This is a genomic window from Chitinophagaceae bacterium C216, assembly GCA_028485475.2.
Taxonomy (GTDB): domain Bacteria; phylum Bacteroidota; class Bacteroidia; order Chitinophagales; family Chitinophagaceae; genus Niabella; species Niabella composti.
This window is the reverse complement of record CP144143.1, coordinates 1,570,167-1,596,423: the sequence shown is the minus strand read 5'-3', so window position 1 is coordinate 1,596,423 and position 26,257 is coordinate 1,570,167. Positions and strand designations below refer to the sequence as shown.

Here is a 26,257-nt window from a genome sequence, read left to right as displayed (position 1 = left end):
AATTTTTTCGCGCTTAAGGGAGCGCAAAGGTAAGATATTAACTGATAAATAAGAAATATTAGGCCCAAAACCTGAAATTTTTACCTAGCTCCTCATATTTTCTACCTGCAGGGGGATTCCCAGATCCCAGCCGCGGGATGCTTGAATAACAGACTGCAGGTCATCGATTTTCTTACCGGTTACCCGCACCAGATTATCGTTAATGGAAGCTTGTACTTTCAGTCCGGTATCCTTAATCAGCTTAACGATTTTTTTCGCATCTTCCTGTTTAATACCATTGCGCACTGAAATTTCCTTTTTCCACGCTTTACCAACCATTCCTCCCTCTTTACTCAGGTCAAATGCTTCCGGAGCAATTCCTTGCTTATGAGCTCGATTGATTAACACATCAATCAGCTGCTTCATTTTCATTTCATCCTCTGTTTCCACTTTCAAGATATAATTCTTACGGTCCAAATCAATGACTAGATGCGAGCCTTTAAAGTCAAAACGATTAGAGAGTTCCTTATGAACTACATTAACGGCATTATCGAGCGCCTGCGCATCTACTTTACTAACAAAATCGAATGAAGGCATATTTCCAAATTTACTTTTAGTTCAAACGATATAAGTATACAAAGCCTACAGCCCCTGAAATCTGTAGGCAATCTTATAAAATCACTCTTAATGATATCCTGCATAAAACACCAGCAAGGCAAGCAGGTATTGTCAAATATACACACAAACTTCGTGCAAATACTGTCATTCCTGTAAATTTGAATTCACAACTGATTTTATGAACACCTATATCGATTTTCGATCCGATACGGTTACGCGCCCTTCTCCCGCTATGCTGGATACCATGATGCAGGCCCGTGTGGGAGATGATGTATTTGGTGAGGACCCTAGCGTCAATGAGCTTGAGAGCCTAGCAGCCTCGATGTTTGGTATGGAAGCGGCTTTGTTCTGCCCCAGTGGTACCATGACCAATCAGATAGCCATCAAATGTCATACACAACCGGGTGATGAAGTTATCTGCGATGCAGATGCACATATTTACCAATACGAAGGAGGCGGGATTGCCTTTAATTCGGGGTGTTCTGTAAAATTATTATCGGGCGACAGAGGGCGTATCAATGCCGAACAAGTACGCCAAGCCATTCAGCCTGATGATGTGCACAGAGCACGTACTAGCCTAGTATGTGTAGAAAATACCAGCAACCGTGGCGGCGGAAGTTGTTATGAATGGGAAGCACTGGAGAAAATAAAACAGGTTTGTGCCGAGCACCATTTGGCATTTCATATAGACGGGGCTCGCCTGTTCAACGCTATGGTAGCAAAAGGCCAGTCGCCTCAACAATACGGTGCGTTATTCGATAGTATTTCCATTTGCCTTTCCAAAAGCCTGGGCTGTCCGGTAGGAAGTATATTGCTAGGTAGTAAGTCATTCATTAAGCAAGCCCGACGTATCAGAAAGGTACTGGGCGGAGGAATGAGACAGGCAGGTTTTTTAGCCGCAGCAGGTATCTATGCATTAACAAACAATATAGATAGACTGCAGAAAGACCATGAACACGCAAGACTCATTGAAGCGGCTTTGGAAAATAAGCCTTTTGTGGCAAGCATTTTACCTATAGAAACCAATATCATCATCTTTGAAACCAAAGGTATTACAGCAAAAGAGCTGGTTGAAAAATTGAAACAACATCAGATTCTGGGCTATGCCATTGCACCTTACAGAGTGCGACTGGTTCTTCATTTAGATATTACTGAAGCGATGGTAGCAAGAACCATCGAGGTGCTGAATGCACTTTAAATATTTAACTTCATTTATTCAAACCGAAAAACGAGATTTATGACTCTTCCAACAATTAATCCTACTAAAACAAAAGCATGGAAACAACTACTCAAGCAGGCCGAAGAAGCGCGGCATTGGAATATGCGACAGCTTTTTGCGGAAGACCCTGACCGCGCCCGTGCTTTCTCCCTACAACATGGAGATATATACTTCGATTATTCAAAAAATCTGATTACTTCAAAAACACTACAAACCCTTTTAGCACTAGCCGAACAAACCCACGTGGCCGACGGCATTAAAGCGATGTTCAGTGGTGCTGCAATCAACCAAACTGAAAATCGCTCTGTATTGCATGTGGCATTACGCCATTTTGGTAAAGACCCTATCAAAAGCAACGGCAAAGACGTAATGCCTGAAGTAAAAGCCGTACTGAAAAAAATGAAAAACTTCTGCCAGGCGGTACACTCGGGAAAACATGTAGGGTATACCGGAAAGAAAATAAAATCCATTGTCAACATAGGAATCGGCGGTAGCGATTTAGGACCTCTGATGGTAACCGAGGCATTGAAACCCTACAAAATAAAGGGCATCGAAACCTATTTCGTTTCTAACGTCGATGGTACCCATATAGCAGAAACACTGAAAAAAGTAAATCCCGAAACCACGCTATTTTTAGTTGCTTCCAAAACCTTTACAACTCAGGAAACCATGACCAACGCCCATACAGCTCGAGAATGGTTCCTGAAAAAGGCAAAGGAAGAAAAACATATTGCTAAGCACTTTGTGGCACTCAGTACTAATGCTGCTGCCGTAAAGGAATTTGGTATCGACACCAAGAACATGTTTGAGTTCTGGGATTGGGTAGGCGGACGTTATTCACTATGGAGCGCCATCGGCTTATCTATTGCGCTTACCATCGGGTATGACAACTTCGAGGAATTGTTGAGAGGTGCCCACGATGTGGATATACATTTCAAAAAAACATCTTTCGAAAAAAACATCCCTGTAATTATGGCACTGGTAGGCTTGTGGAACACCACTTTTCTGGGTGCCCAGTCCGAAGCGATTTTACCTTACGATCAATACCTGCATCGCTTTGCGGCCTACTTCCAACAAGGCAACATGGAAAGTAATGGAAAGAGTGTAGACAGAAACGGCAAAAGAGTTACCTACCAGACAGGGCCAATCATCTGGGGAGAACCCGGCACTAATGGCCAACATGCTTTTTATCAGCTCATTCATCAGGGCACAGAACTCATTCCTTGCGATTTCATAGCGCCGGCACAAACACATAATCCCATTGGCGACCACCATGCCAAACTACTCAGTAACTTTTTTGCCCAGACAGAAGCTTTAATGAATGGTAAGACATTGGCCGAAGTAAAAGCCGAGTTGAAAAAACAAGGATTGGACAGTAAAGCTATTGCCAAATTGGCGCCATTCAAAGTATTTGAAGGGAATAAACCAACCAACTCTTTCCTAATTAAAAAAATCACGCCCTTTACACTGGGTCAACTGATTGCGCTTTACGAACATAAAATCTTTGTACAAGGCATTATCTTTAATATTTTCAGTTTTGACCAATGGGGGGTTGAATTAGGCAAACAATTGGCAAACAAAATTCTACCCGAATTACAGGGAGATGAAGAGGTGACAGGTCATGATAGCAGCACCAATGCACTCATCAATATGTATAAAAAAATGAGACAATAAAAGTCCTTACATATCACGTTGAAAAGCAGGGATCCCTACCCTGCTTTTTTATTGTTTTTATGATAAACCATTATTGCTCAAATCTAAAAAAAATCCATGCCCGCGTTGTGTAATTTATCTCCTACAAGCATCCCTATAAAGAGGGAACAACATCACGGCCTAAAAATCATTAATTATGAAAACTGTTTTCATGGCTGCCTTAATGTTACTCAGCACAGCCGTCAATGCTCAGGATGAGCTTCGAGAGAAACGCCCTGCTTTGCCCGATACGCACTCAGATCGAAAGTATCCGTCTTTACTAGACAGTTCGCATAAGTATACCTACAAATATGGAAAGGTAGGACGCCTAAAACAGGATAACATGCCCTGCATCTTGCCCGCTTATCGCGAACAGATGCCCAATGCACGCAAGCACAGAACTCCTGCACCCAATGACATACCTAATTTGTGGAAAAAAGATTCTACAGATCACTAATTAAGACAGATATACACCCGTAATATTATCGCCTTCTACTTCTACTGTAATATGCTCCTGAAAGGTAGTAGCAAGGGAATACCCTTTATAATTGGCTCTAATGGGGAACTGGGTATAGCTTCTTTCTACTAATACCAATGTCTGTATGGCACGTGGATGAAATCTTAGAAAAGGCTTCATCGCATATAGCAATGTTTTGCCGGTATTGGTAACATCATCAATGATAACAATAACTTTATTATCAAAATTCAATTCTTTGCTTAATACAATTTCCTCCGGCTTTTGCTTATTCATCGACATTGTTAGGAGCTCTACCTTTAAAACAGATTGAGCCTCCACCAGTTGTTGCAGCCGTTTTGCAAGAATAACACCCGTGGATTCTATTCCCACAAAAACAAGCTCCTTCTCCCCCATATTGCCCTCAATTATCTCCAGTGCCAGCCGGCTCAACTTCCGGTTCACAATGTCGCTACTTAAAATATATTTTTTCTCTTTAGCCATGTTTCCTTGGACATTTAAATCCTAACTTAAATCAACAAAAATATTAATACTCGCTTACATAACGTAAATTAGCAATTATAATCCAAACTGTATGCATATTCTGCAACAAATATTATTCCTCCTGCTTGTCGTTACAGCGGTCACCCTTTTCACTAAAAAAATCCGACAAATAAGAAAAGCTATCCAGCTTGGTGTTGAGGAAGAGATCGCCGACAATAAAGCGCAACGTTGGCGTAATGTGCTGCTCTTGGCTTTCGGACAGAAAAAAATGTTCCGCAACCCGCTAGTGGGAGTATTGCACTTTCTGGTATACGCCGGATTTATTATTATCAATATAGAAATACTAGAAATTATTTTAGACGGACTGTTAGGCACGCATAGATTATTTGCTAACAGTTTAGGGACTTTATATCTTTTTTTGATTAATGCCTTCGAAGTACTGGCATTGCTGGTTATTGTTGCCTGTGCAATATTTCTTATCAGAAGAAATATTATCAAACTACAGCGCTTCATCAGCAAAGAACTGGACGGCTGGCCTCGTAGTGATGCCAACTACATATTGTTTACCGAAATTATATTGATGCTGCTGTTCCTCACCATGAACAGTGGCGATACCCTTTTGCAACAAAGAGGTATCAGTCATTATACCGAAGCCAATACCGGCAACTTCATAATTTCTCAATGGCTACATCCGTTATTACAAAGCATGAGCAATTCCCAGCTTATTGGAGTAGAAAGAACTTGTTGGTGGCTGCATATCATCGGCATATTTGCATTTCTTAACTATCTGCCTTATTCTAAGCATTTACATATTATTCTGGCATTCCCCAATGCTTATTATGCGCGACTTACTCCTTTGGGAAAGATGGAGAATATGCCACAGGTGCAGCAGGAAGTATTATATGCCATGCAGCCCGAATTGGCTCCTACGGATGCGACTCCACCTACACGTTTTGGAGCTAAAGATGTAACCGATCTTTCGTGGAAAAATATTCTAGACGCCTATTCCTGTACCGAATGCGGAAGATGTACTGCCGCTTGTCCTGCCAATATTACCGGCAAAAAGCTTTCGCCACGTAAGATTATGATGGATACACGCGACCGGGCCGAAGAAATCATCCAACAAAAATCTAAAGACGAAGCCTGGAACGGTGATGGTAAAAGCCTGTTGCATAATTATATCACCGTAGAAGAGTTGCGTGCCTGCACCACCTGCAATGCTTGTGTACAAGAATGTCCGGTTAGCATCAATCCTCTGGACATTATTCTGCAATTACGTCGTCAGTTGATCATGGAAGAAAGTAATGCTCCACAGGAATGGAATGCCATGTTTAGCAATATCGAAAACAATTTTGCACCTTGGAAATTTAGTCCCGAAGACCGTAGTAAATGGATGGCAGAAAGCTAAACCGCTATTGTTTTTTTTGTTCAGCTTCATGTAGCTGTTTACTGAAGTCTTTCTTTTTTACCACCATCCGCCATATTTGAATTAGTGCTGTAAGCACAAAGATTCCAGCAATGGCATAGTTAACAACAGACTGATTGTTCTGAATTTTAGATGCAATCAGCCTTCCGCCAAATATAAAAACACAATTACCCAATAGTGTACCTATTCCGATGCCAATAGTGTAAAAATTATAATGAACCTTTACAGGCAATAGAATTTTCTTGGCAAATAATACCGTACTCCAACCAAACCAAAAAGGAATTTGCATGGGATTAACCGCACTCATAGCTAACCCCAAAAGGAAAGACGGTAAATTATTATTTAGGATAACATTCCTGTTTTCATGAGGATGTGATGCCGCTATAAAACTACTTACTGCTAGGGCTATAATAATAAGCAGTGCCAGCCAGTCGAAAAGTTTAAAAATTTTTTCCTGCCTCCGAATCCAGTCCATGGCTACCAACGAGAGACGCACATATATCATTTCTGCAGTCAATGAACCCAATGAAAAAAGTAACGCGTTTCGCACCGACTCTGCAATGGCAATTTGCATAGCGGCAATGTTGAGCGTACCCAATGGTAGACTACCCAAAAAACTCACCAACATTCCGGTAAAAAAAATCCGTAGCGCGCCTTTCATGGGTAGTATTTATGAATTTCGACCTTGCAACATGGGAACAAATGAGAAGTTGTCAAAATACTCGATATCGATACCATCCTCCAGTTTTGTAATACGACGCATTTGCTGCACGTTACCAATATCCACAGGTATAACCATTTTCCCTCCTACCTTCAGCTGCTCCAGAAGTTTTGGAGGAATTTCCGGTGCGGCGGCCGTAATGATAATCTTATCGAAGGGGGCGTAGGCTTTGAGGCCTTCATAGCCGTCGCCATAAAAAAACTTTATTGTAGGAAATTGTTTGAGATAAGTAAACTTTTTGTTTTCATCATATAACTTCTTCTGCCGCTCAATAGTATATACCATCGCGCCCAACACAGCCAATATCACCGCCTGATAAGCGCTGCCCGTACCGATCTCCAATACTTTCTCTCCTTTTTTCACTTCCAATAACGCCGACTGGTACGCAACAGTATAAGGCTGAGAAATGGTTTGTCCTTCGCCAATAGGAAAAGCCTTGTCTACATAAGCCACATCATCAAATGCTGAGTCCAGAAAAAAATGTCGAGGTACCGTATTGATGGCGTTGAGCACATTTTCATCCTTAATACCCTTGCTCCGGATACCCTCAACAAGTTTTTTTCTTAATCCCTTGTGCCTGTAAGTATCTTCATAACTACGCCTCATACAGCAAATGTAAATGATTAGTTAATAAGTTGGCGAGAAGCGACCTTCAGAACTTATTTTATCACAATCTTTTCCACTAAAAATAGCAGATATGTATACCTTACAACTATCATTTATATTTGCCCTATATATGGCTAAAATCATTATCATAGGCCCGGCGCATCCTTTACGCGGAGGATTGGCAACATTTAATCATCGACTTGCAAAAGAATTTATTGCAATGGGTCATGATTGTACTATTTATTCATTTAGCCTGCAATATCCGTCTCTGCTATTCCCCGGTAAGACGCAATATTCGGATGAACCGGCTCCGGAAGGCATTCCGATTAAAACAGTTATCAACTCCATAAATCCACTAAACTGGCTGAAAGTAGGACGGCAGTTACAAAAAGAAAATGCCGATATTATTGTGGTGCGTTATTGGCTGCCATTTATGGGACCTGCACTGGGTACTATTTTAAGATCAGCTAAAAAAAGTGGCCAAGCTAAAATCGTATGCATTGCCGATAATATCATACCCCATGAAAAGAGACCTGGCGATACTGCCTTTACGAAATATTTTATTAAACCTGTGGATGGCTTCATTACCATGAGTGAAAAGGTAATGAAGGATCTCAGAACTTTTACTACTCAAGCTCCTGCTGCATTGGTGCAACATCCTTTATATGATAATTTCGGAGCTATCATTTCTAAAGAGACAGCCCGACTACACCTAAATTTACCCCAAGAGGCTAATATTGTTTTATTCTTCGGATTTATAAGGAAATATAAGGGACTGGATTTATTATTAAATGCCATTGCCCTGCTAAAAAACCAAATTCCTAATCTCAAACTTTTAATAGCCGGGGAATTTTACGAAGATGAAAAACCTTACTCTGATTTAATCCAAGAATTGCAAATTCAGGATATCGTAATATTAAAATCCAACTTTATTGCAGACAGTGAAGTAAAGTATTATTTGTGTGCTGCAGATGTGTTGGTACAACCCTACAAAAATGCTACTCAAAGCGGTGTAACCCCTTTGGCATACTTTTTCGAAAAACCGATGGTTGTAACCAATGTAGGCGGATTGCCGGACTTAGTGCCTCATGAAAAATGTGGATTAATCGTTCAACCGGAACCACAGTCCATCGCAGAGGGTATCCGTCGGTTTTATGAATTGGGAGAAAAACATTTTATCCCTCATCTTCAAAATGAAAAACAAAAATACGGTTGGGGGAATATAGCAGAAGCCATTATCTCCAAAGTATAAATATTCTTATTAAACATATACTAAACGATTTGAAATATCAGTATGATACATAGAAGTAAAGCACCTCTCAGAATTGGTTTGGCCGGAGGCGGTACCGATGTAAGCCCGTACTGCGATGAGTTTGGAGGCGCTATTCTCAATGCCACCATATCTTTGAATGCTTACGCCACCATTGAAGAGATTGAAGAACACAAAATAATTCTGGAAGCATTTGACCGAGATGAAAAAGAAATATTCGAGTGGGCTACCATGCTCCCTTTAAACGGACATTTGGATCTATTAAAAGGCGTATACAACCGAATTCAGAAAGACTACCCGTTTGAGAAAAAAGGTATCAAGCTGAGCACCTATGTAGATGCACCAGCCGGCTCAGGCCTAGGCACCTCTTCCACACTTGTAGTGGCAATCGTGGGCGCTTTTGCAGAAATGCTACAACTACCATTGGGAGAATACGACATCGCCCATTATGCTTATGATATCGAAAGAAAAGACCTTCAATTAGCCGGAGGACGCCAAGACCAATATGCCGCAACGTTTGGAGGCGTAAACTTTATGGAGTTTTACAGTGATGACAAAGTTATTGTCAACCCCTTGCGCATCCGTCAACGCTATTTGGACGAATTAGAAAATAATTTACTACTTTATTACACCTCTACCAGTAGAGAATCGGCGAAGATTATAGAGGAGCAAAGTCAAAATGTAGTCAAAAGAAATCAAAGCTCCATCGAAGCGATGCATCAATTAAAAGAACAAGCTCAGTTGATGAAGGAAGCATTGCTCAAAGGACAGCTCGAACAGATAGGCCATATTCTTGACATCGGTTTTGAACAAAAAAGACGAATGGCATCTGGAATAAATAACCAGCTTATCGATGATATTTACTATGCTGCTAAAAGTGCAGGAGCGACCGGAGGGAAAATAAGTGGTGCAGGGGGCGGCGGGTTTATGATTTTTTATTGCCCTGGCAATACCAAATACAAAGTCATTCAAGCACTAGAACAGTTTGGCGGCAAACCACACAATTATCAGTTTACCAAGCATGGCCTAAAAACCTGGACGGTTTAACTTAGCAGGCAAATATCATAATACAAATTCATTTTTAATGAAACAACAGATACAGGAACTTATTCAGGCATCTATATTCACAAAGCAGCAAGTGTTGCAAAACGAAGCATTATTGCAAATCGTAAGCAATGTAACCGACGCTATTGTAGCGGCATTTCAGAGTGGCAACACCGTTTACTTTTGCGGCAATGGCGGTAGCGCTGCAGATGCTCAACACTTGGCAGCAGAGTTCAGCGGAAGATTTTATAAAGATAGAAAAGCACTGCCTGCAGAAGCATTACATTGCAACACCTCCTACCTCACAGCTGTAGCAAATGACTACAGTTTTGATCTTATTTATGCAAGGCTGATTCAGGGATTGGGGAAACCCGGCGATGTACTAATTGGCCTCAGTACCTCCGGAAATTCTAAAAATGTTGTACAAGCCTTTGAAACTGCACGAGCCAAAGGCATGATTACAGTAGGATTTACAGGTAGCACAGGTGGTGCCATGAAAGACCTGAGTGATTACCTCATTAATATACCTGCTACTGATACCCCTCGCATACAGGAAAGCCATATGTTGCTAGGGCATATTATTTGTCAGCTGGTTGAAGAAAGAATTTTTGGATAACATATCAATGGGAATGTTTTTGATGAGCCAACAGCAACATCTTACGGTTAAGAATCTACAACAGACCGAAGCCATTATTCTAGCTGGAGGTTTGGGTACACGCCTACGAAGTGCCGTTCCTGATTTACCCAAATGTATGGCACCTGTAGCAGGGAGACCTTTTCTATACTACGTTATTAATCATCTGCGCATGCAGGGAATCAGTCGACTAATTTTTAGTCTAGGATATATGCATGAGGCCATCCTGAACTGGCTTCAAGCAGAATATCCCACGCTGGACTATGAATGCGTTATCGAAGATGAACCTCTGGGAACCGGAGGTGCCATTCAATTTGCTTTGCAGAAAACAAAAACAGAGAACATTTTTATCGTTAATGGGGATACCCTATTCCGTTTTGATGCAGCAAAAATGTTGCAGCAACATCTTACATCCAATGCAGCATGTACGCTGGCATTAAAACCCATGCTGCACTTTGATAGATATGGAGTGGTAGCGCTGGCCGGAGACAATACTATTACGCATTTTAAGGAAAAACAATATTACGCTCAAGGACTGATCAACGCAGGCGTATACCTTATTAATAAAGAAAGTTTTTTACAAAAACTATTTCCCACAAAATTTTCCTTTGAAAAGGATTATTTGGAGCGGTTTATTACTGATAAAAAGTTCTCAGGAGTAGAACAAGATGCTTATTTTATCGATATCGGTATTCCTGAAGATTATAACCGTGCACAGCAAGAATTTGCTAGGCCTCTATTGAATTTATCAGACATCCATGATGACTGGACACTTTTTCTCGACAGAGACGGGGTGATTAATGAAGACAAGCCGGGAGACTATATCACAACCCCCGATGAATTCGTATTCACAAAAGGGGCGCCCGCATTATTCAAAAAGCTTTCCGACAAGTTTAAACGTATTATTGTTGTCACCAATCAGCGTGGCGTAGGCAGAGGTATTATCCAACACGAGGATCTCATAACCATGAATGAAAAAATGCTGCAAAGCGTAAAGCAAGTCGGAGGAAATATTGAGCGCATTTATTACTGTACCGATATCGATGACCTGGCATTTTACCGTAAACCGAATCCGGGCATGGCTTTTCAGGCTATTCGGGACTTTCCTGACATTCAGCCGGAGAAATGCATTATCGTAGGTAATAGTCTTAGTGATATGAAATTTGGACGCTATGCGGGCATGTACACGGTTTTCGTAACTACAACCAATAAAAATGTTACATTACCGCATTCTGATATAGATTTGCTGTTCGAAAGTCTAAAAGCCTTTGTTGATCAGATTTAAAGAGTGAATATAGCTCAACTAACATTAAAGCTAATAAAGTAAGATGGTTATACTATTACAATGTAGCGACAGAGTAGGACTAGTGGCAGATATTGCGGCTATCATGGCCGCCGCTAATCTAAATATCGTATCCATGAAGGAGTATGTTCATGTAGATGAAAATCGCTTTTATATTCGTGTGGAAGTTAGTGGAGAGACCGATTTAGAACAACTCCAAAATCAAATTAAGAACCGCTTACCTGCAGATACAGAAATCAGCATACGCCCTTATGTCAAGAAGAAAATTGCGGTTCTGGTAACAAAGGAATACCATTGCCTAGGAGATATTCTACTGCGCAATTATTTTAACACACTTGGAGCTTCAGTAGAATGTGTCATAGGGAACTATGACATTTTACAGTCACTCACCGAAAAATTTGATATTCCTTTTCACTACATCACGCATGAAGGCAAAGAAAAACATGTATTTGAACAGGAAATTTTGCAAACACTTGCTCAATACAAATTTGACTATATCGTGCTAGCCAAGTTCATGCGCATCCTCTCACCAGAGTTTGTACAACAATACCCGTCTCAAATCATCAATATTCACCATTCATTCTTGCCGGCATTTGTAGGAGCTCATCCGTACAAACAGGCTCATGAGCGTGGAGTAAAACTCATCGGGGCCACTGCACATTTTGTCACCAATGTATTGGATGAAGGGCCCATTATTGCCCAGCAAACAATTCCGGTAAATCACGCACATTCGGTAAGAGATATGGTAAAACTCGGAAGAGAAATAGAGAAATCGGTGCTGGCACATGCTCTGCAATTGGTATTACAGGATAAAGTACTCGTATACCACAACAAAACAATTGTATTTGATAATTAATCAAATAAAAATGCCGAGGATTTTTACCCTTCGGCATTTTTTCTAGCAGTTAGTTGAAGTTGACTTTCGCGAATAAATATTATTTACGTTTTTTCAAATATAAGATATTAGCAACTTTCCTTTCACCCTCATGGTCCCATTTTTTGTTATCGGAGGGATAATTTACAACACCTTTTCCTTTTACCCATAAAGTAGAGGACCCTCCCCCATCTAAATTGATAGCACTGACACATCCCAACCAGCGCATCACCTTGGTGAGCTCAAAAAGACTCATCCCCGCCGAATTAGTATGACGGCCGTCCACCACCAGCATAATCACTTTTCCTCTTTTCGCAATACCAACAGCAGTACGCGGGTGTCTGGTTACATTAAAACTATTCGAGTCCAGTTTCTCTATTTGTCTATCTAGGAGTAACAAAGGCCCGGTAAACATCACATGTGGCTCTTTCAACCACTCATCCCAGTTTACTAGCCCATCCCATTTTTTAATCCCGATACTTCCTTTATCGTCAATTACCACAGCAGCCTTTTGGTGGAACTCCGGTTTTCCATTTTTACCCGGCTTATTTGTATTGATAACATCTCCGTTCACTTTTGTGAAGTCCACAGCACCTCCATTCTTCATATCGAAAAAGTTACCATTAATAGCCCCTATCGCCTCATATTGTCCAGCAAAATCACTTACGGTACGCAATTGTCGAGGTTCGGCCGCCATGGCAAACTCATACCAAGCCCTCTTATTCTTCGCCACTATAAAACTAATATGCTGATTGGCTTTAAATAATTTGCCATTAGTGAAGTGATAATGATATAACTTTACTTTAGGACCCAGTTTTTCCACCTTCCAAGGTGCATTTACTACACACACCGAGTCGTAATACTGGGCATTACCAAACGAAGTGAAAAAAAGAAAAAGCACTATACTTAATAAATAGCGAACCATAGTTATACGTTATTTCATAAAAATACAAGCTTTCTTTTATGCAGTTTTAATTTTTTTGCATCAATTGAAACGGAATCTTAAAAGTTTATTGAAAAACATGAAAAAATCTTTACATACCATCATAATCCTGACCATTATAATTTTTACCGTGATGAAAAGTAATGCTCAAACTGAATACTACAAAACGGACTGGCTGAATGTAGAAAAATTGATAGAGGAAGGACGCCCTACCTCTGCCTTAAAGATAGTAAAAGATATATACCAAAAAGCCAAGGCCCAAAAACAAGATGCACAAGTGATTAAATCGCTGATGTATATTACACAACTACAAGATGAGAATCGCGAAGACAATCTGGAAAAAAGCATCAAAGAAATAGAAGATGAAATCACCCAAAGCACAGAACCCGCAGCATCCATACTTCGAAATTATCTCGCAACGCTTTACTGGGAATTTTTTCAAGACATCCGATACAAATTATACAATAGAACGAATACCCCCACATATCAAAAAGATGACATAGCCACATGGAGTGCCGAAGATTTTCATAAAAAAATTACTGAATTATATCTCGCTTCATTACAAAACTCAAAACAACTTCAGCAAACAAAACTTGAGCCGTACGATGCTCTCATCCAGAAAGGCAACAGTCGACATTTAAGACCCACCCTATTTGACCTTTTGGCTCATGAAGCATTAGATTATTTTGAAAACGACGAAATAGAGATCATCCAACCAGAAAATAAATTCGAAATCAAACAAGCTGATGCTTTTGCTCCTGCCACCGCCTTTGCAAATACCGAATTACTTACGACCGATTCTACTGCACCTAAATACGTAGCGCTACTAATTTATCAGAAATTGATACGCTTTCACTTAAATGATCCCAAACCGGATGCTCTAATAGACGTAGATCTGAAACGATTACAATTTGTACGATCCCATTTTGTAGTTCCCGAAGATCATACCCGTTCATTCTATATAGTAGATGGACAACCCGTTCACGCTCTAGATATGCCGATGGATTTGATCGAATCGGTTCAAATCATTCCTCCTCAAGAAGCTGTTGCACTATACGGTAACAAAGCCTTAAACGGGGCCATACACGTCATTACTAAAAGTATATCTTCTTATCCCGAATTACCAATTACCACTTCCCCTGCTAACTTAAATGATATTCTCTATTATCATGCTTTAAAACAGATTACCCAAAAATTTGGGAATATACCGGCCACAGCTCAAGCATATTTTTTAATGGCCGAATGGCATGCTGATTTAGGAAAAGAATATACTCCCAATAAAGATACCGCCTATCGTTACGAACGCATAAAAGCCAGAGAAATAACAGCTATTATTTTAAAGCAACAAGAAAAAAGTGAAGGTTGGGTCAATGCATACAACCTCAAACAACAACTCCTTACTCCACAACTTAGCTGTGAGGTGGAAAACGTCAACATTCCGGATTTACCCTTCAGAATGCTAATTCGATATAAAAACATTCAGAATATTCATCTACGCATAATTTCAGCAAATGAAGCATTGAAAAAAGATTTTGCAGATTATAGCTACAGAGATTCCATCTGGTCCAGTCTTCTCCATAAAACCCCTATCAGAAGTTGGGCTCAAGAACTACCTAAAACTAACGATCTACAAGAACATCTGGTGGAAATCAAAATTGATCCATTACCTATAGGAGAATACTTTATTATTGCATCAATTGAAGATAATTTCAGCACTAAGGATAATATTCTAGCGGCCGCTCTTACTCATATCTCTAATATCAGTTATGTAACATTTGAAAACAACATATTCGTTTTACATCGCAATACAGGACACCCCTTATCTAATGCAAAAGTACACTTGTGGCAATCGCGTTACAATTACACTACATCAAAACAAAGAAAAGAGAAAGTGGGTAGTTACATTACAAATAAAGATGGACAGGCTACAATAACTCTTACATCCAACTTAAACCCAAATGAAAGAAAAGAGCTACTTTTTGAAATAGAACATGAAAATGACAGACTCTTTCTTGAGAAAAGCAACTTCACATATTACAGCTATTCAAATTTTGACAACCACACTACAGATACCAAACCCCAAATTTTTTTATTTACCGATAGAAGTATCTACAGACCGGGACAAACGGTATACTTTAAAGGACTTGTCATTAAAAAGCAAAGTGATGGCAAAAAAGCGGTCGTATATGAAGGATACAAAGACTCCATCATACTTTACAGTGCAAATGGGCAGAAAGTAAGCACACTTCAGCTTACCACAAATGAATATGGTACTTTTAGCGGGCAATTTACACTACCCGCAAGCGGGTTGAATGGGCTATTCAGCATTCGCACTAAAAAAAATTATGGCAACGTTTCCTTCCGAGTGGAAGAATACAAGCGCCCTAAATTTTATGTAGAGTTTGAAGCGATTAAAGAAGCTTATAAGGTAAATGACGAAATAAAAGTAACTGGATTTGCGAAAGCTTATGCCGGTAACAATATCAGTGGAGCACAAGTTAAATATCGTATAGTGCGAGAAGTTTATTTTCCTTATCCCTGGTTATTACGTAGCTGGTTCTGGCCCAGAACAGCTTCGGCACAAATCGCTCATGGCACAACTAGTACAGATGATAAAGGTTTCTTCCAAATTTCATTTACAGCTCTTCCGGATTTAAAACTGGATAAAAAAACCGACCCTGTATTTCATTATAAAATCTATGTGGATGTTACCGATATCAATGGTGAAACCCGAAGCGGTAGCCAATATGTATCAGCTGGGTACAAATCTATATTACTGAAAACAACCATCGATGAAAAAGTACACATAGATAGTCTGAAAACTTTGCACATCCGTACAGAAAATATGGCGGGCAATTTCGTCCCAACCAATATTCAAGTAACTATTACGGAGTTGATACCCGAACAACGATTATTACGCCCACGTTACTGGGAAAAACCTGATCAGTTCGCAATCGACAAGGCTACTTATGTACACAATTTTCCAAATGACATTTATGACAATGAAGACGATCCAAATTCTTGGAAAAGAGGCGCAGTGGTACTACAGCAATCGGGCATGACAGAAGATTCAGGTATATTCACACTGCACTCAACAAAAGCAATACAACCAGGACGATACGCACTACAGGTAACCACTCAAGATAGTGATGGCAACGAGATTAAAGATGTTCGTTACATAGAAATCTATGGCAAACAGCAACACTCAAACGCTCTAAGCTATATAGAAACATCTACACCACGCACAATAGAACCTGGAGAAAAAGCAAATATCGAATTCACCACAGCTGCAAATGATATCTTTTTAATCAAACACATTCAAAAAGAAGACAGTCAATTTGATTACCACAAACTCAACAACGGAAATAAAACATTTGTGTTTGCTGCAACCGAAAACGATCGAGGTGGCTATGGTGTCAACTTTGTATTTGTAAGGCATAACAGACTCTTCAAAAAGCAACATACAATAGTTGTTCCTTGGTCTAACAAAGAATTAAAAGTTGAATACAGTACATTCCGAGATAAAACACTACCGGGATCCGAAGAACAATGGACTATCAAAATATCAGGCAATAAAAAGGAGAAAGTACTGGCAGAAGTAATGGCAAGTATGTATGACGCATCTTTAGACCAGTTCTACCCTCACCATTGGAAAGTTCCATACATATGGAACAACTATTACAACCGAACTGACTGGACAGCATATTCAAATTTTAAAAAAGTAGATGCTTATGAAAAAGGAAGCTATTCCACATCAATAGAAAGCTTTAAAAAAGAGTACGACAGATTTATATTCATATCTACAAGTAATATTTTATACGAGAATACCATTGATCATGTATTATCTGGTAGAGTATCTGGTCTTGCCATGGCGAAAGCAGTAGACAGCAATGCCGAAGGATTTGTAAATATGAGTGAAGCCCCGACAGTAAAAAATGAAGAAGTAATAGCACCGCTACCCGATACTCAACAAAGTGATCATCTCAAGAACGACAATATACAAATACGTACCAACTTTAATGAAACCGCCTTTTTCTTCCCCAAACTGAAGACAGACAAGGACGGTAATATCAGCTTCACCTTCACCATTCCTGAAGCGCTTACAAAGTGGAAATTTCAAGCACTTGCGCACACCAAGGATCTGGCTTTTGGATATAGCACCCACGAAATCATCACACAAAAAGATTTAATGGTACAACCCAATCCACCCAGATTTTTAAGAGAAGGAGATAAACTACATTTTAGCGCTAAAGTGGTAAATCTTTCTGATAAAGAAATTACCGGCATTGCCTCTTTACAGTTATTTGATGCGGAAACCTACGACACTGTCGATGGTTGGTTTAAAAATGTTATTCCGCAACAATACTTTACCCTCGGTGCAGGAGAAAGTCAGGCTATACAATTCCCTATCGAAGTGCCCTATCACTTTAATAAAGCAATCGCCTGGAGAATTATCGCTAAAACAGATTCGGTAAATGCCCAGGGACAGAATTTGAGTGATGGAGAAGAGAATATACTTCCAGTTCTAACAAACCGCATGTTAGTAACAGAAGCTATGCCTCTCCATATGAGAGGTAATGGTTCGAGAACCTTTAAGTTCGATAAATTAATAAATAGCAGCAATAGCGAAACTTTAACTACTCAATCTCTCACAATTGAATATACATCCAATCCGGTATGGTATGCTGTGCAGGCACTTCCTTATATGATGGAATATCCTTACGAATGCTCCGAGCAAACTTGGAATCGTTATTTCGCTAATGCACTAGCACATCACATCGTAGATCAAATACCTAAAATCAAAGAAATATTTGAACATTGGCAGACACAGGATAGCAGTGCCCTGTTAAGTAATCTTCACAAAAATGAAACATTAAAATCGATATTACTGGAAGAAACGCCATGGGTACTGGCTGCTAAAAACGAATCTCAACAAAAGAAAAATATAGCGCTGCTCTTCGATTTGATAAAAATGAACGCAGCACTACACAAGACATATGAAAAGTTAAAAGAACTACAAACACCCAATGGAGGTTTCGCTTGGTTTAAAGGCGGATTAGATAATCTTTATATCACGCAGTATATCTTGACTGGAATCGGGCATCTTAAAAAATTAAAAGCAGTAAGTGGCGTGCAGGAAGCCAATCTGAATCGTATTTTACAAAAAGCTTTACCCTATGTAGATGCACGAATTAAACGGGAGTATGACATGCTCAAAGAAAGCAAAATAAACCTCGAGAGATATACTCCTTCTTATATCTTCATTCACTATCTCTACATGCGTAGTTTCTTCCCGCAAAACAAAATCCCGACAGCTACCGAGCCGGTTGTAAAATACCTTATTGAACGAGCTCAAAAGACTTGGACAAAACAAAATAAGTATATGCAGGCAATGATTGCTCTGGCATTGCATAGAAATAATGATCAGATTACACCTAAAGCTATTTTAAAATCTTTAGATGAAACGGCAATACGACATGAAGAGCTAGGTATGTATTATAAAAATACATACAGAAGCTGGTGGTGGTATGAAGCACCCATTGAAACACAATCATTGATTATAGAAGCATTTGAAGAAATCACCAAAGACAGTAAAACTGCCGATGATTTAAGAACATGGTTATTGAAGAATAAACAAACGAACAAATGGGAAAGCACAAAAGCCACTGCCGAGGCAGTGTATGCACTTTTACTGCGTGGCTCTGACTGGACAAGTATAACACCACAAGTAAGTGTTGCACTCGGAAATACTACATTTGATAATACAGAAAGTGAAGCCGGTACAGGTTATTTCCAAAAAGTAATAGAAGGTTATAAGGTAAGACCGGATATGGGCAATATAACCGTAAACGTGGAGCAAACTCCATCTAATGCCTCCTTACCAACCTGGGGAAGTGTGTATTGGCAGTACCTTGAAGATCTTGACAAAATTACCACCGCGGCCACCCCCCTACAGCTCAATAAGAAGCTGTTTATTGAAAGAAATACAGAGCGAGGGCCTGTATTAATGCCTATTACGGTAGAGGACAAAATAAAAGTAGGCGATAAAATCAAAGTGCGTATAGAGCTGAAAGTAGATCGAGATATGGAGTTCGTACACATGAAAGACATGAGAGCCTCAGCACTGGAACCCGTAAACGTTTTAAGCCAATACAAATGGCAAGGTGGGCTAGGCTATTATGAAACCACAAAAGACGCTGGCACCCATTTCTTCTTCGACTATCTTCCCAAGGGTACATATGTATTTGAGTATAGCTTACATGCAAGTGTTACTGGCAACTTCAGCAACGGTATTACCAGTATTCAATGTATGTATGCGCCCGAGTTCACTGCTCATAGCGAGGGGATGCGCATCACTATTGAATAAAGGTCAGCACTAACAATATAAAAGCCCGCAAATGCGGGCTTTTATATTTCATAGCATCAGGCAACTATTATAAATAAAGTATGCACTATTTTTTCAGTTTAGCGTCCAGAACTTTCATCCAATGTCCACCTATAACACTACGAGCTTGAAATCCTACTTTCTGACCATTTGTAGTTTCATACCAATCGCTAAGAGGAACACGGGTTGGTGTTTCCAATGCGTATTTATAAACTGGTAGCATTAATGCACGAAAATCCTCATCATTTCCTGTTAAACAAGCTGTCCATAGAATCCAATCGCTTTTGGTGTAAGTTTTACGACTATCCAGTGGAAGACCGTATTGCTGCTGTTGACGTAGATAATATTTTATTTCTTTTTGTGCTACTTCTTTAGGGAATATATTAAAACCTAACACCCTGTCCCAAACAAGGTTATATTTCTGGCTCCAGGTGCCTTTCTTTTCAAATGCCAGTGTATAATGATCCCCATCATCGGCCAGACGTATCCACTCAGGGACCATCTTCAAAGCGATATTGTGATACTTTTCATACACATCCTGCATGCCCTGCATCTTTGCCAGCATTGCATAGCTTGCTATACCCATAATGGCTTTTAATGAAAGATTGGCATTCCGTGCTAAATGTCCAGCAAAATCATCAGTACATAACTGATTCGCCGGGTCAAACCCTGACTCAACAAGATAATTAGTCCAAGTAGTTAAGGTTTCCCAATGTTTTTTAGCATATGCTGCATTCCCTTCCACTTTAGCAATAGCAGCCGCTAGAATCACCATATTACCTGATTCCTCGACCGGCATATCCTCACCATATACTTGTCCGTTAGCTAAAGGATAAGTACCAATATCATGTGCGGCAAAGGGCTTTTTCCATTTGCCACTCTCACTGTAATAAAAAATCCCATTCATCATTCCCTTTTGCAGTTCAGGATTGTATACTAAAAATAACGGAGCTGATGGGTAAGTAAGATCCACCGTATTGATACAGCCGTTGCTGTAGTTTTCTTTAGACAACCACAAAAGTTCTCCCTGTGGGCTCTGTACCAACTTATGAGCAGCCATTACCTGCCTGTAGCTAATTTCACAAAGTCGTGCATACTCTTCACCTCCAGCTCGTAAAGCATCTCCATAAATTGTCTCATTCAGCTTTTTACAACTAGCCAAAACGGATTCATAATCCTGGTAAGCAGCTTGCAATTGTTGTTCAATGGTTGAGTTATTGTTGCGGTTCCACCATGGTCTCAAGTTTTGTCCAAAGAATTGAATAGACCATATATCATCATATGCTACCAAAACCTTACTGCTAGCAGATTGGGTTGTATTTAATTTTAATATGGTACTTAAAACCATTTGTTTTCCTTTGCGATGAGATATTTCAGGGGCTTTAATCTTTTTATTTAACACCTTCAAAGCTTCTTCACCAGAAGCAACAATAAACTGCTTTGACGCTGCATTTTTTGACGTAGCGATATGCAAATACCCCCAATCGATACGGAGATCATCTCCCTTCTTTTCCAATACAGGTTGAGCAGTAGTACCTGCTTTTAGGACAGAAAGATTACTGGAGTTATACCTACTGGCTATTACTTCTTGCGAAGGTGTATTTACTGCTAAATTTGTGGAAGCATTGAACAAAATCTCAACGTCTCTTTGCTTTCCATCTTTGGAAGTAGCAGTAAAAGTCACATATGAAACGGGGCGAGCCATTAAATCAATATCCGTAAGAATCAAAGGAGAAGTAAAAGTCACATTCAAATCTACAGGTCCACAGCTAAAATCATAGGTAGTCTGGGTGGCTTTTACTTCAACATTTTGCTGCTTGGCAACTAATAAATCTTTTGACACATCGAACTTCCTTTCTTTTACCAATCCAAAATCCAGATGTTGTCCACCTGCTGTATTTTTAATATGAACGGCTAACACATTTTTCCCTTTTTTAAGAATAGATGAGGCGTTTCTAATAGGGATATAAATAAACTTGTGCACCCATCCCACAGTGTTGTATATTTCAACACCATTCAAATACACAATTATATTATCGTCATGATTCAGCTTGAGATAAAGATCATCCATTTTATTATCGGTCAACGTAAATGATCGTCTTACCCATAAATCATTGGATTTCCAGAAAGTTTTGACCACTCCTTTATCATCACCAAACGGCGCTAGCCCTTCTTTCCAGTTTTTATCATCGTACTGAATATGGTTCCAATCGTCAGTGGGCTTTTGCTCTGTATACTTTACAGTGTAATCATTATCTTCTGTAGCAGGTAGTACTACGTCGTACATACGCTCTACATCTCCTAAAAATCTGTATATTTTATTATCCACTTTAATAAACCCTGTAAGCGAATGCTCCGTCCCCGTCCAGTGTCTTGTTGTAGATGCAGTAACATCATCAGTAAATGACCAGACGCTAAAGTACGGGTCGTGTGTAATTAGCGGATATGCCGGGGCCTTACGTATCTGAGCATCAATGGTAAATAAAGAGGCAAGCCAAAAACCTAATAATAATACACAATACCTAATCATATTAATTAATATTTAAAATTTAGTTCTAACTCCAGTCTTATTTGCAGCGGACAAAAAATTATTGTTCTGTCAAATAAGATTGCATTTACAAGGAAATACATACATGTTCCATGAAACGTAAAACAACTGGGCTTTATTAAAGAGAATATTCAATTTGTACCAAAACTACGCCTATTTATAACAAATTTCGGGAAAGTATTAATACATATCGTCATCAATGATCACATGCTAATCTTCTTCTGCTATCTGAATAGACTTCGCAAACGGAGAAATGGGCAACTTTAGACATGACACCTTACACATCCACAGCATCTCGCAGTCTAACAAAATAGCATTGAAACCATACCACCGATACAGTGATAATCAAAACTTCTATAGAAGGAGCCTTAATGTTTGATACGAAAAATATCAGTACACAAACTATTATATGCCCAAAAACGTGGTCAGAAAAATATTTACAGAAATATTGTACAAACATTCGATAATCGTATTTTGATTTGTACCGAAGAAGGTATTTTTGAGTTTAATATAAAAACAAATATTTTCAAGCACTAAAGGATTCCCCTCCCAACTGCTTTCATTCTGCAATTATTTAGGCCCGTATAAACAACATTTGGATTGGAACACTATACAGAAGCTTATTTATTGGGAAGATATTAAAATGGGCTCACTCAAAATCCATATAAATAATATGAACGTTTTGAACGCAACGCGTATTGTCTACTTGATGGAAGATAGGAATAACACTTTATGGATATAAACAACAGATAGCCCTTACAGTGTCAATTTAAACAATCTGGATACAAAACATTATACAACTAAGAATGAATTGCCCAGGATTATTATTTACAACATTGCTCAGGATAATCACCCAAATTACGGGATCACTACCTCACATGGACTGGTTCGCATGGAGTATCCAATCGTAAAATGAAGATATTTACACAACAAAGCGGTCTCTTAAATAATCAGTTTAATTACCAATCCATCTTTAAAGATGACGAAGGCACTATTTAGGAAGCATCAAAGGGTTAATAAAATATAATCCCAACACCTTTATTCTCACTCTTCCTACAGTTCAATAATGCTAACATTTACATAATACTTATCTGTACGGACAACAAACTAACAAAGATTCTGATTGTAGACGATAACGAAGATTTACTATTCGTTTTATCAGATGGCTTGAATACACAATACAATTCCATATGCGCCCAAAATGCTAAAGCAGCCATAAACGAACTTGATAAAGAAAATGGACATCTTATTATCACAGATATTATGATGCCAGAGATAGATGGGCTCAGCTTCTGCGATACTATAAAATCCGACTTTCGATATATCAGAAGTCTTTTAAGAAACAGCGAAAAAATTCAAAATTATTATGCCAGTCCCCTACCGTGCATATCACCACTATTGCGCATACAAATACTGATAAAGTATTTATGGAAGCCCTGGACAAATATATTAATGAGAATATTCATGAACCCCGATTTGGACGTAGCTTTACTGGCCAAATGCATGAACATGAGCCGCACCAACCTCTACAGAAAAATCAGCTCCATATCAATCTATCTCCCTCCAAAATGATCAATCTGGTACGCTTGAAAAAAACTGCTAAACTGTTGAGTAATCCCTCAGCAAGGCTCAATGAAGTAGCATATAGCGCGGATATAACTCAGCTGGGGAATAACTTAAAAAAAGCACTTTAATATCGGTCCTTCGGAGTATATAAAAAATGGGAAACAACTGATATAAAAAGAATGGCCGCTAGGAAGCGGCCATTATCATACCTTAATCATTTTTCGTTATTACCCGTTGGTTACTGAGCTTTCCTCATTTTTGGGAGCTTGCTCAATCAACTCCATAAACTGATCCAATTTAGGCGTAATGATAATCTCGGTACGGCGGTTTCTGGTGCGCCCTTCTTCGGTATCATTATCAGCCACGGGATTATACTCACCACGTCCTCCAGCTGTCAGGCGTTTGGGATCCACTCCATAATCGTTTTGCAAAGCTTGAACTACAGATGATGCACGCAGGGCACTCAAATCCCAATTATTACGAATATTCGGACGATGAATAGGTACGTTATCGGTATTACCTTCTACCAGCACATCATAATCTTTATAGTCCAAAATAATTTTTGCAATCTTACGCAATACTTCTCCTGCACGTTCCGAGATCTCATAGCTTCCCGATTTGTAAAGCATATTATCAGATAAGGAGATATATACCACCCCTTTCAGCACCTTAATGTCTACATCCTTCAACTCATCGCGGCTGAGAGAACGGGTAAGATTGTTAATTAGAATAATATTTAAAGAATCGCTTTTGTTCTTAGCATTTACCAAATGCTGGATATAGCGATTTGAGGCATTAATTTCATCCACCAGTTTTGATATGTTGATATTACCTTGTGTATTTTGGGTAATGCTCTTATCCAGCGTAGCCTGTAGTGAAGCAAGCGATTTTTTAAGCGATGCGTTATTGGCTCGCTCCTGCCTCAATAGCTCCTCCAAGCTTTTCACACGTGCTTGACTTGCCGCCAATTCTATCTGGGTATTCTGATGTTGACTCACCACCGTTTGATATCGGCTGTTAAGACTATTATAGTCTTCCTGTAAAGCCGTAAACTTCTTGGTACTTACACACCCCGAAAACAATATGCCACTGATTATAAGAAACAGTGAAGCTTTCAATATTCGATTACTCATATATGACTCCAATTTATTTTATTATCAATATATTTCTTGCACAAAATAATAACAATTTCATCCCTAATAGTCAACGGGTTAATAACATTCTCATAATGATGGCAAATTAAGTCAATAAGTTGCACATACGATATAATTTTTAAAGGTGGCTTTAAGTCATTAAAATTGTTAACATATTTACAACCGATTTATCTTTAATAAAATATTTAATAATTAGCCTGAATGAACAAAACAAAGGTTATCGTCGTTGGTCAGGGCATTGCAGGCACCATGCTGTCTTGGTTTTTATACAAAGAAGGGATTGATTTTGTCGTTATAGATGATAATATCAGCAATACCCCATCCAGAACTGCAGCAGGAATAATTAATCCTGTAACAGGTCGTCGTGTGGTAACCGTCTGGATGGATGATATACTATTGCCTTTTGCTGAAAGAACCTATAAGACAATGGCTGACTTCTTAAATATTACTGCCATTTCCTCCACCAGTATTATTGATTTCTTTCCTAATCCTTTTATGAAAGAAAGCTTCCTGAAAAAAATCAGCCAGGGAGCTCCTTATATCAGTATTATTGATGAAAAAAACTATTTTTCGGAATATTTTCAATATGAATTCGGAGTCGGGAAAATAGCGCCTGCCTATATTGTGCACTTGCAAAACCTATTGCCCGCCTGGCGTCAGTTTCTATTAAAGAACAACCTCCTCATATCAAGCAGTTTTAAATTTTCGGAACTGAAGGTTGACAAAAATCAAATTAACTATCAAAATATAGCGGCAGAAAAAATCATTTTCTGCGATGGCTCTCCGGGCAACCACAATCCGTTCTTCTCTCTGCTTCCTTTTGCACTCAATAAAGGCGAGGCCCTCATATTGGATATACCTGGTTTACCATCCGACATGGTTTATAAAAAATCAATGACACTAGCTCCCTTTGGCAAGGAAGGAGTGTTTTGGGTTGGTACTAATTATTTATGGGACTTTGACGACGATATGCCTACCGAATCCTTCAGAAAACATACCGAAGAAGTATTAAAAAGCTGGCTAAAAATACCTTTTCGCATTGTGGAGCATAAAGCTGCTATACGTCCTGCAACTGTAGAACGCAGACCCTTTGTAGGATTTCATCCTTTATATCCTCATGTGGGCATATTAAACGGATTAGGGACTAAAGGTTGCTCCCTTGCGCCTTATTTTGCTGCGCAATTAGTTGCTCATATTACTCAAAATGCTCCTATCCTTCCTGAAGCCGATGTAAATCGTTTTGCAAGAATTTTATCCAGAACAGAAATTTCATAAGCATTCTCATTACAATAACTTTCATTATGAAAGTACTAAAAT

The 26,257-nt window shown here is 39.2% G+C and carries 19 protein-coding genes and 1 pseudogene; 13 read left to right on the top strand and 7 right to left on the bottom strand.

Annotated features, from left to right (window positions below; translation table 11 throughout):
- Window positions 1-84 precede the first annotated feature (84 nt).
- Entirely contained in the window at window positions 85-576 is a 492-nt protein-coding gene (locus PIECOFPK_RS06645) for a YajQ family cyclic di-GMP-binding protein (protein ID WP_330974472.1), read from the bottom strand.
- Between the two features lie 199 nt (window positions 577-775).
- Here PIECOFPK_RS06645 and ltaE point away from each other — a divergent pair, with 199 nt between their 5' ends.
- From ltaE to PIECOFPK_RS06630, 3 genes are all read left to right on the top strand, one after another.
- Window positions 776-1,795: a low-specificity L-threonine aldolase gene (gene ltaE / locus PIECOFPK_RS06640; protein WP_409966782.1), complete on the top strand. Its 1,020-nt coding sequence runs from the start codon at window positions 776-778 to the stop codon at window positions 1,793-1,795.
- 39 nt (window positions 1,796-1,834) lie between these two features.
- On the top strand, window positions 1,835-3,490 hold the full coding sequence (gene pgi / locus PIECOFPK_RS06635) for a glucose-6-phosphate isomerase (protein ID WP_330974474.1): 1,656 nt from the start codon (window positions 1,835-1,837) through the stop codon (window positions 3,488-3,490).
- A 175-nt stretch (window positions 3,491-3,665) separates the two neighbouring features.
- A complete protein-coding gene (locus PIECOFPK_RS06630) occupies window positions 3,666-3,965 on the top strand; it encodes a hypothetical protein (protein ID WP_330974475.1) in 300 nt (99 codons plus the stop codon).
- Here the strand turns inward: PIECOFPK_RS06630 and PIECOFPK_RS06625 are convergent, their stop codons facing one another.
- Entirely contained in the window at window positions 3,966-4,466 is a 501-nt protein-coding gene (locus PIECOFPK_RS06625) for a phosphoribosyltransferase family protein (protein ID WP_409966781.1), read from the bottom strand.
- 91 nt (window positions 4,467-4,557) lie between these two features.
- Between PIECOFPK_RS06625 and PIECOFPK_RS06620 the strand changes: the two genes are divergently transcribed.
- Window positions 4,558-5,874: a (Fe-S)-binding protein gene (locus PIECOFPK_RS06620; RefSeq protein WP_330974477.1), complete on the top strand. Its 1,317-nt coding sequence runs from the start codon at window positions 4,558-4,560 to the stop codon at window positions 5,872-5,874.
- Between the two features lie 4 nt (window positions 5,875-5,878).
- Here PIECOFPK_RS06620 and PIECOFPK_RS06615 read toward each other — a convergent pair whose 3' ends face one another.
- Both PIECOFPK_RS06615 and PIECOFPK_RS06610 read right to left on the bottom strand, forming a co-directional pair.
- The gene (locus PIECOFPK_RS06615) at window positions 5,879-6,553 is read right to left on the bottom strand and encodes a LysE family translocator (RefSeq protein ID WP_409966780.1); all 675 of its coding nucleotides are present in this window, start codon (window positions 6,551-6,553) and stop codon (window positions 5,879-5,881) included.
- 9 nt (window positions 6,554-6,562) lie between these two features.
- Window positions 6,563-7,219, bottom strand: coding sequence for a protein-L-isoaspartate(D-aspartate) O-methyltransferase (locus PIECOFPK_RS06610; protein WP_330974479.1), 657 nt, complete (start codon window positions 7,217-7,219; stop codon window positions 6,563-6,565).
- A 91-nt stretch (window positions 7,220-7,310) separates the two neighbouring features.
- Between PIECOFPK_RS06610 and PIECOFPK_RS06605 the strand changes: the two genes are divergently transcribed.
- From PIECOFPK_RS06605 to purU, 5 genes are read left to right on the top strand one after another with little or no spacing between them, the layout of a single operon-like run.
- Entirely contained in the window at window positions 7,311-8,471 is a 1,161-nt protein-coding gene (locus PIECOFPK_RS06605) for a glycosyltransferase (protein WP_409966779.1), read from the top strand.
- Window positions 8,472-8,513: 42 nt separating this feature from the next.
- Window positions 8,514-9,536 carry a dehydrogenase gene (locus PIECOFPK_RS06600; RefSeq protein WP_330974481.1) on the top strand — a complete coding sequence of 341 codons (1,023 nt, stop codon included), beginning with the start codon at window positions 8,514-8,516 and terminating at the stop codon, window positions 9,534-9,536.
- A gap of 37 nt (window positions 9,537-9,573) precedes the next feature.
- Complete coding sequence (locus PIECOFPK_RS06595) at window positions 9,574-10,149, top strand: SIS domain-containing protein (protein WP_330974482.1); 576 nt, start codon at window positions 9,574-9,576, stop codon at window positions 10,147-10,149.
- Window positions 10,142-11,452 carry an HAD-IIIA family hydrolase gene (locus tag PIECOFPK_RS06590; protein WP_409966778.1) on the top strand — a complete coding sequence of 437 codons (1,311 nt, stop codon included), beginning with the start codon at window positions 10,142-10,144 and terminating at the stop codon, window positions 11,450-11,452. Before PIECOFPK_RS06595 ends, PIECOFPK_RS06590 begins: the two co-directional genes overlap by 8 nt.
- A 43-nt stretch (window positions 11,453-11,495) precedes the next feature.
- Window positions 11,496-12,326: a formyltetrahydrofolate deformylase gene (gene purU / locus PIECOFPK_RS06585; RefSeq protein WP_330974484.1), complete on the top strand. Its 831-nt coding sequence runs from the start codon at window positions 11,496-11,498 to the stop codon at window positions 12,324-12,326.
- A gap of 79 nt (window positions 12,327-12,405) precedes the next feature.
- Here purU and PIECOFPK_RS06580 read toward each other — a convergent pair whose 3' ends face one another.
- On the bottom strand, window positions 12,406-13,269 hold the full coding sequence (locus PIECOFPK_RS06580) for a phosphodiester glycosidase family protein (RefSeq protein WP_330974485.1): 864 nt from the start codon (window positions 13,267-13,269) through the stop codon (window positions 12,406-12,408).
- 97 nt (window positions 13,270-13,366) lie between these two features.
- On the opposite strand from PIECOFPK_RS06580, the gene PIECOFPK_RS06575 reads away from it, so the two are divergent.
- On the top strand, window positions 13,367-19,654 hold the full coding sequence (locus PIECOFPK_RS06575; RefSeq protein ID WP_409966777.1) for an alpha-2-macroglobulin family protein: 6,288 nt from the start codon (window positions 13,367-13,369) through the stop codon (window positions 19,652-19,654).
- A gap of 85 nt (window positions 19,655-19,739) precedes the next feature.
- Here the strand turns inward: PIECOFPK_RS06575 and PIECOFPK_RS06570 are convergent, their stop codons facing one another.
- The gene (locus PIECOFPK_RS06570; protein WP_330974487.1) at window positions 19,740-22,202 is read right to left on the bottom strand and encodes a glutaminase family protein; all 2,463 of its coding nucleotides are present in this window, start codon (window positions 22,200-22,202) and stop codon (window positions 19,740-19,742) included.
- A gap of 1,041 nt (window positions 22,203-23,243) precedes the next feature.
- On the opposite strand from PIECOFPK_RS06570, the pseudogene PIECOFPK_RS06565 reads away from it, so the two are divergent.
- Window positions 23,244-23,522: pseudogene (locus PIECOFPK_RS06565) on the top strand (response regulator transcription factor); the annotation flags it as partial.
- 125 nt (window positions 23,523-23,647) lie between these two features.
- Complete coding sequence (locus tag PIECOFPK_RS06560; protein WP_409966776.1) at window positions 23,648-23,914, top strand: hypothetical protein; 267 nt, start codon at window positions 23,648-23,650, stop codon at window positions 23,912-23,914.
- A 99-nt stretch (window positions 23,915-24,013) separates the two neighbouring features.
- On the opposite strand, the gene PIECOFPK_RS06555 is transcribed toward PIECOFPK_RS06560, so the two are convergent.
- The gene (locus PIECOFPK_RS06555; protein ID WP_330974490.1) at window positions 24,014-24,919 is read right to left on the bottom strand and encodes a flagellar motor protein MotB; all 906 of its coding nucleotides are present in this window, start codon (window positions 24,917-24,919) and stop codon (window positions 24,014-24,016) included.
- Between the two features lie 222 nt (window positions 24,920-25,141).
- On the opposite strand from PIECOFPK_RS06555, the gene PIECOFPK_RS06550 reads away from it, so the two are divergent.
- On the top strand, window positions 25,142-26,215 hold the full coding sequence (locus PIECOFPK_RS06550; protein WP_409966775.1) for an NAD(P)/FAD-dependent oxidoreductase: 1,074 nt from the start codon (window positions 25,142-25,144) through the stop codon (window positions 26,213-26,215).
- The last annotated feature ends 42 nt before the right edge of the window (window positions 26,216-26,257 follow it).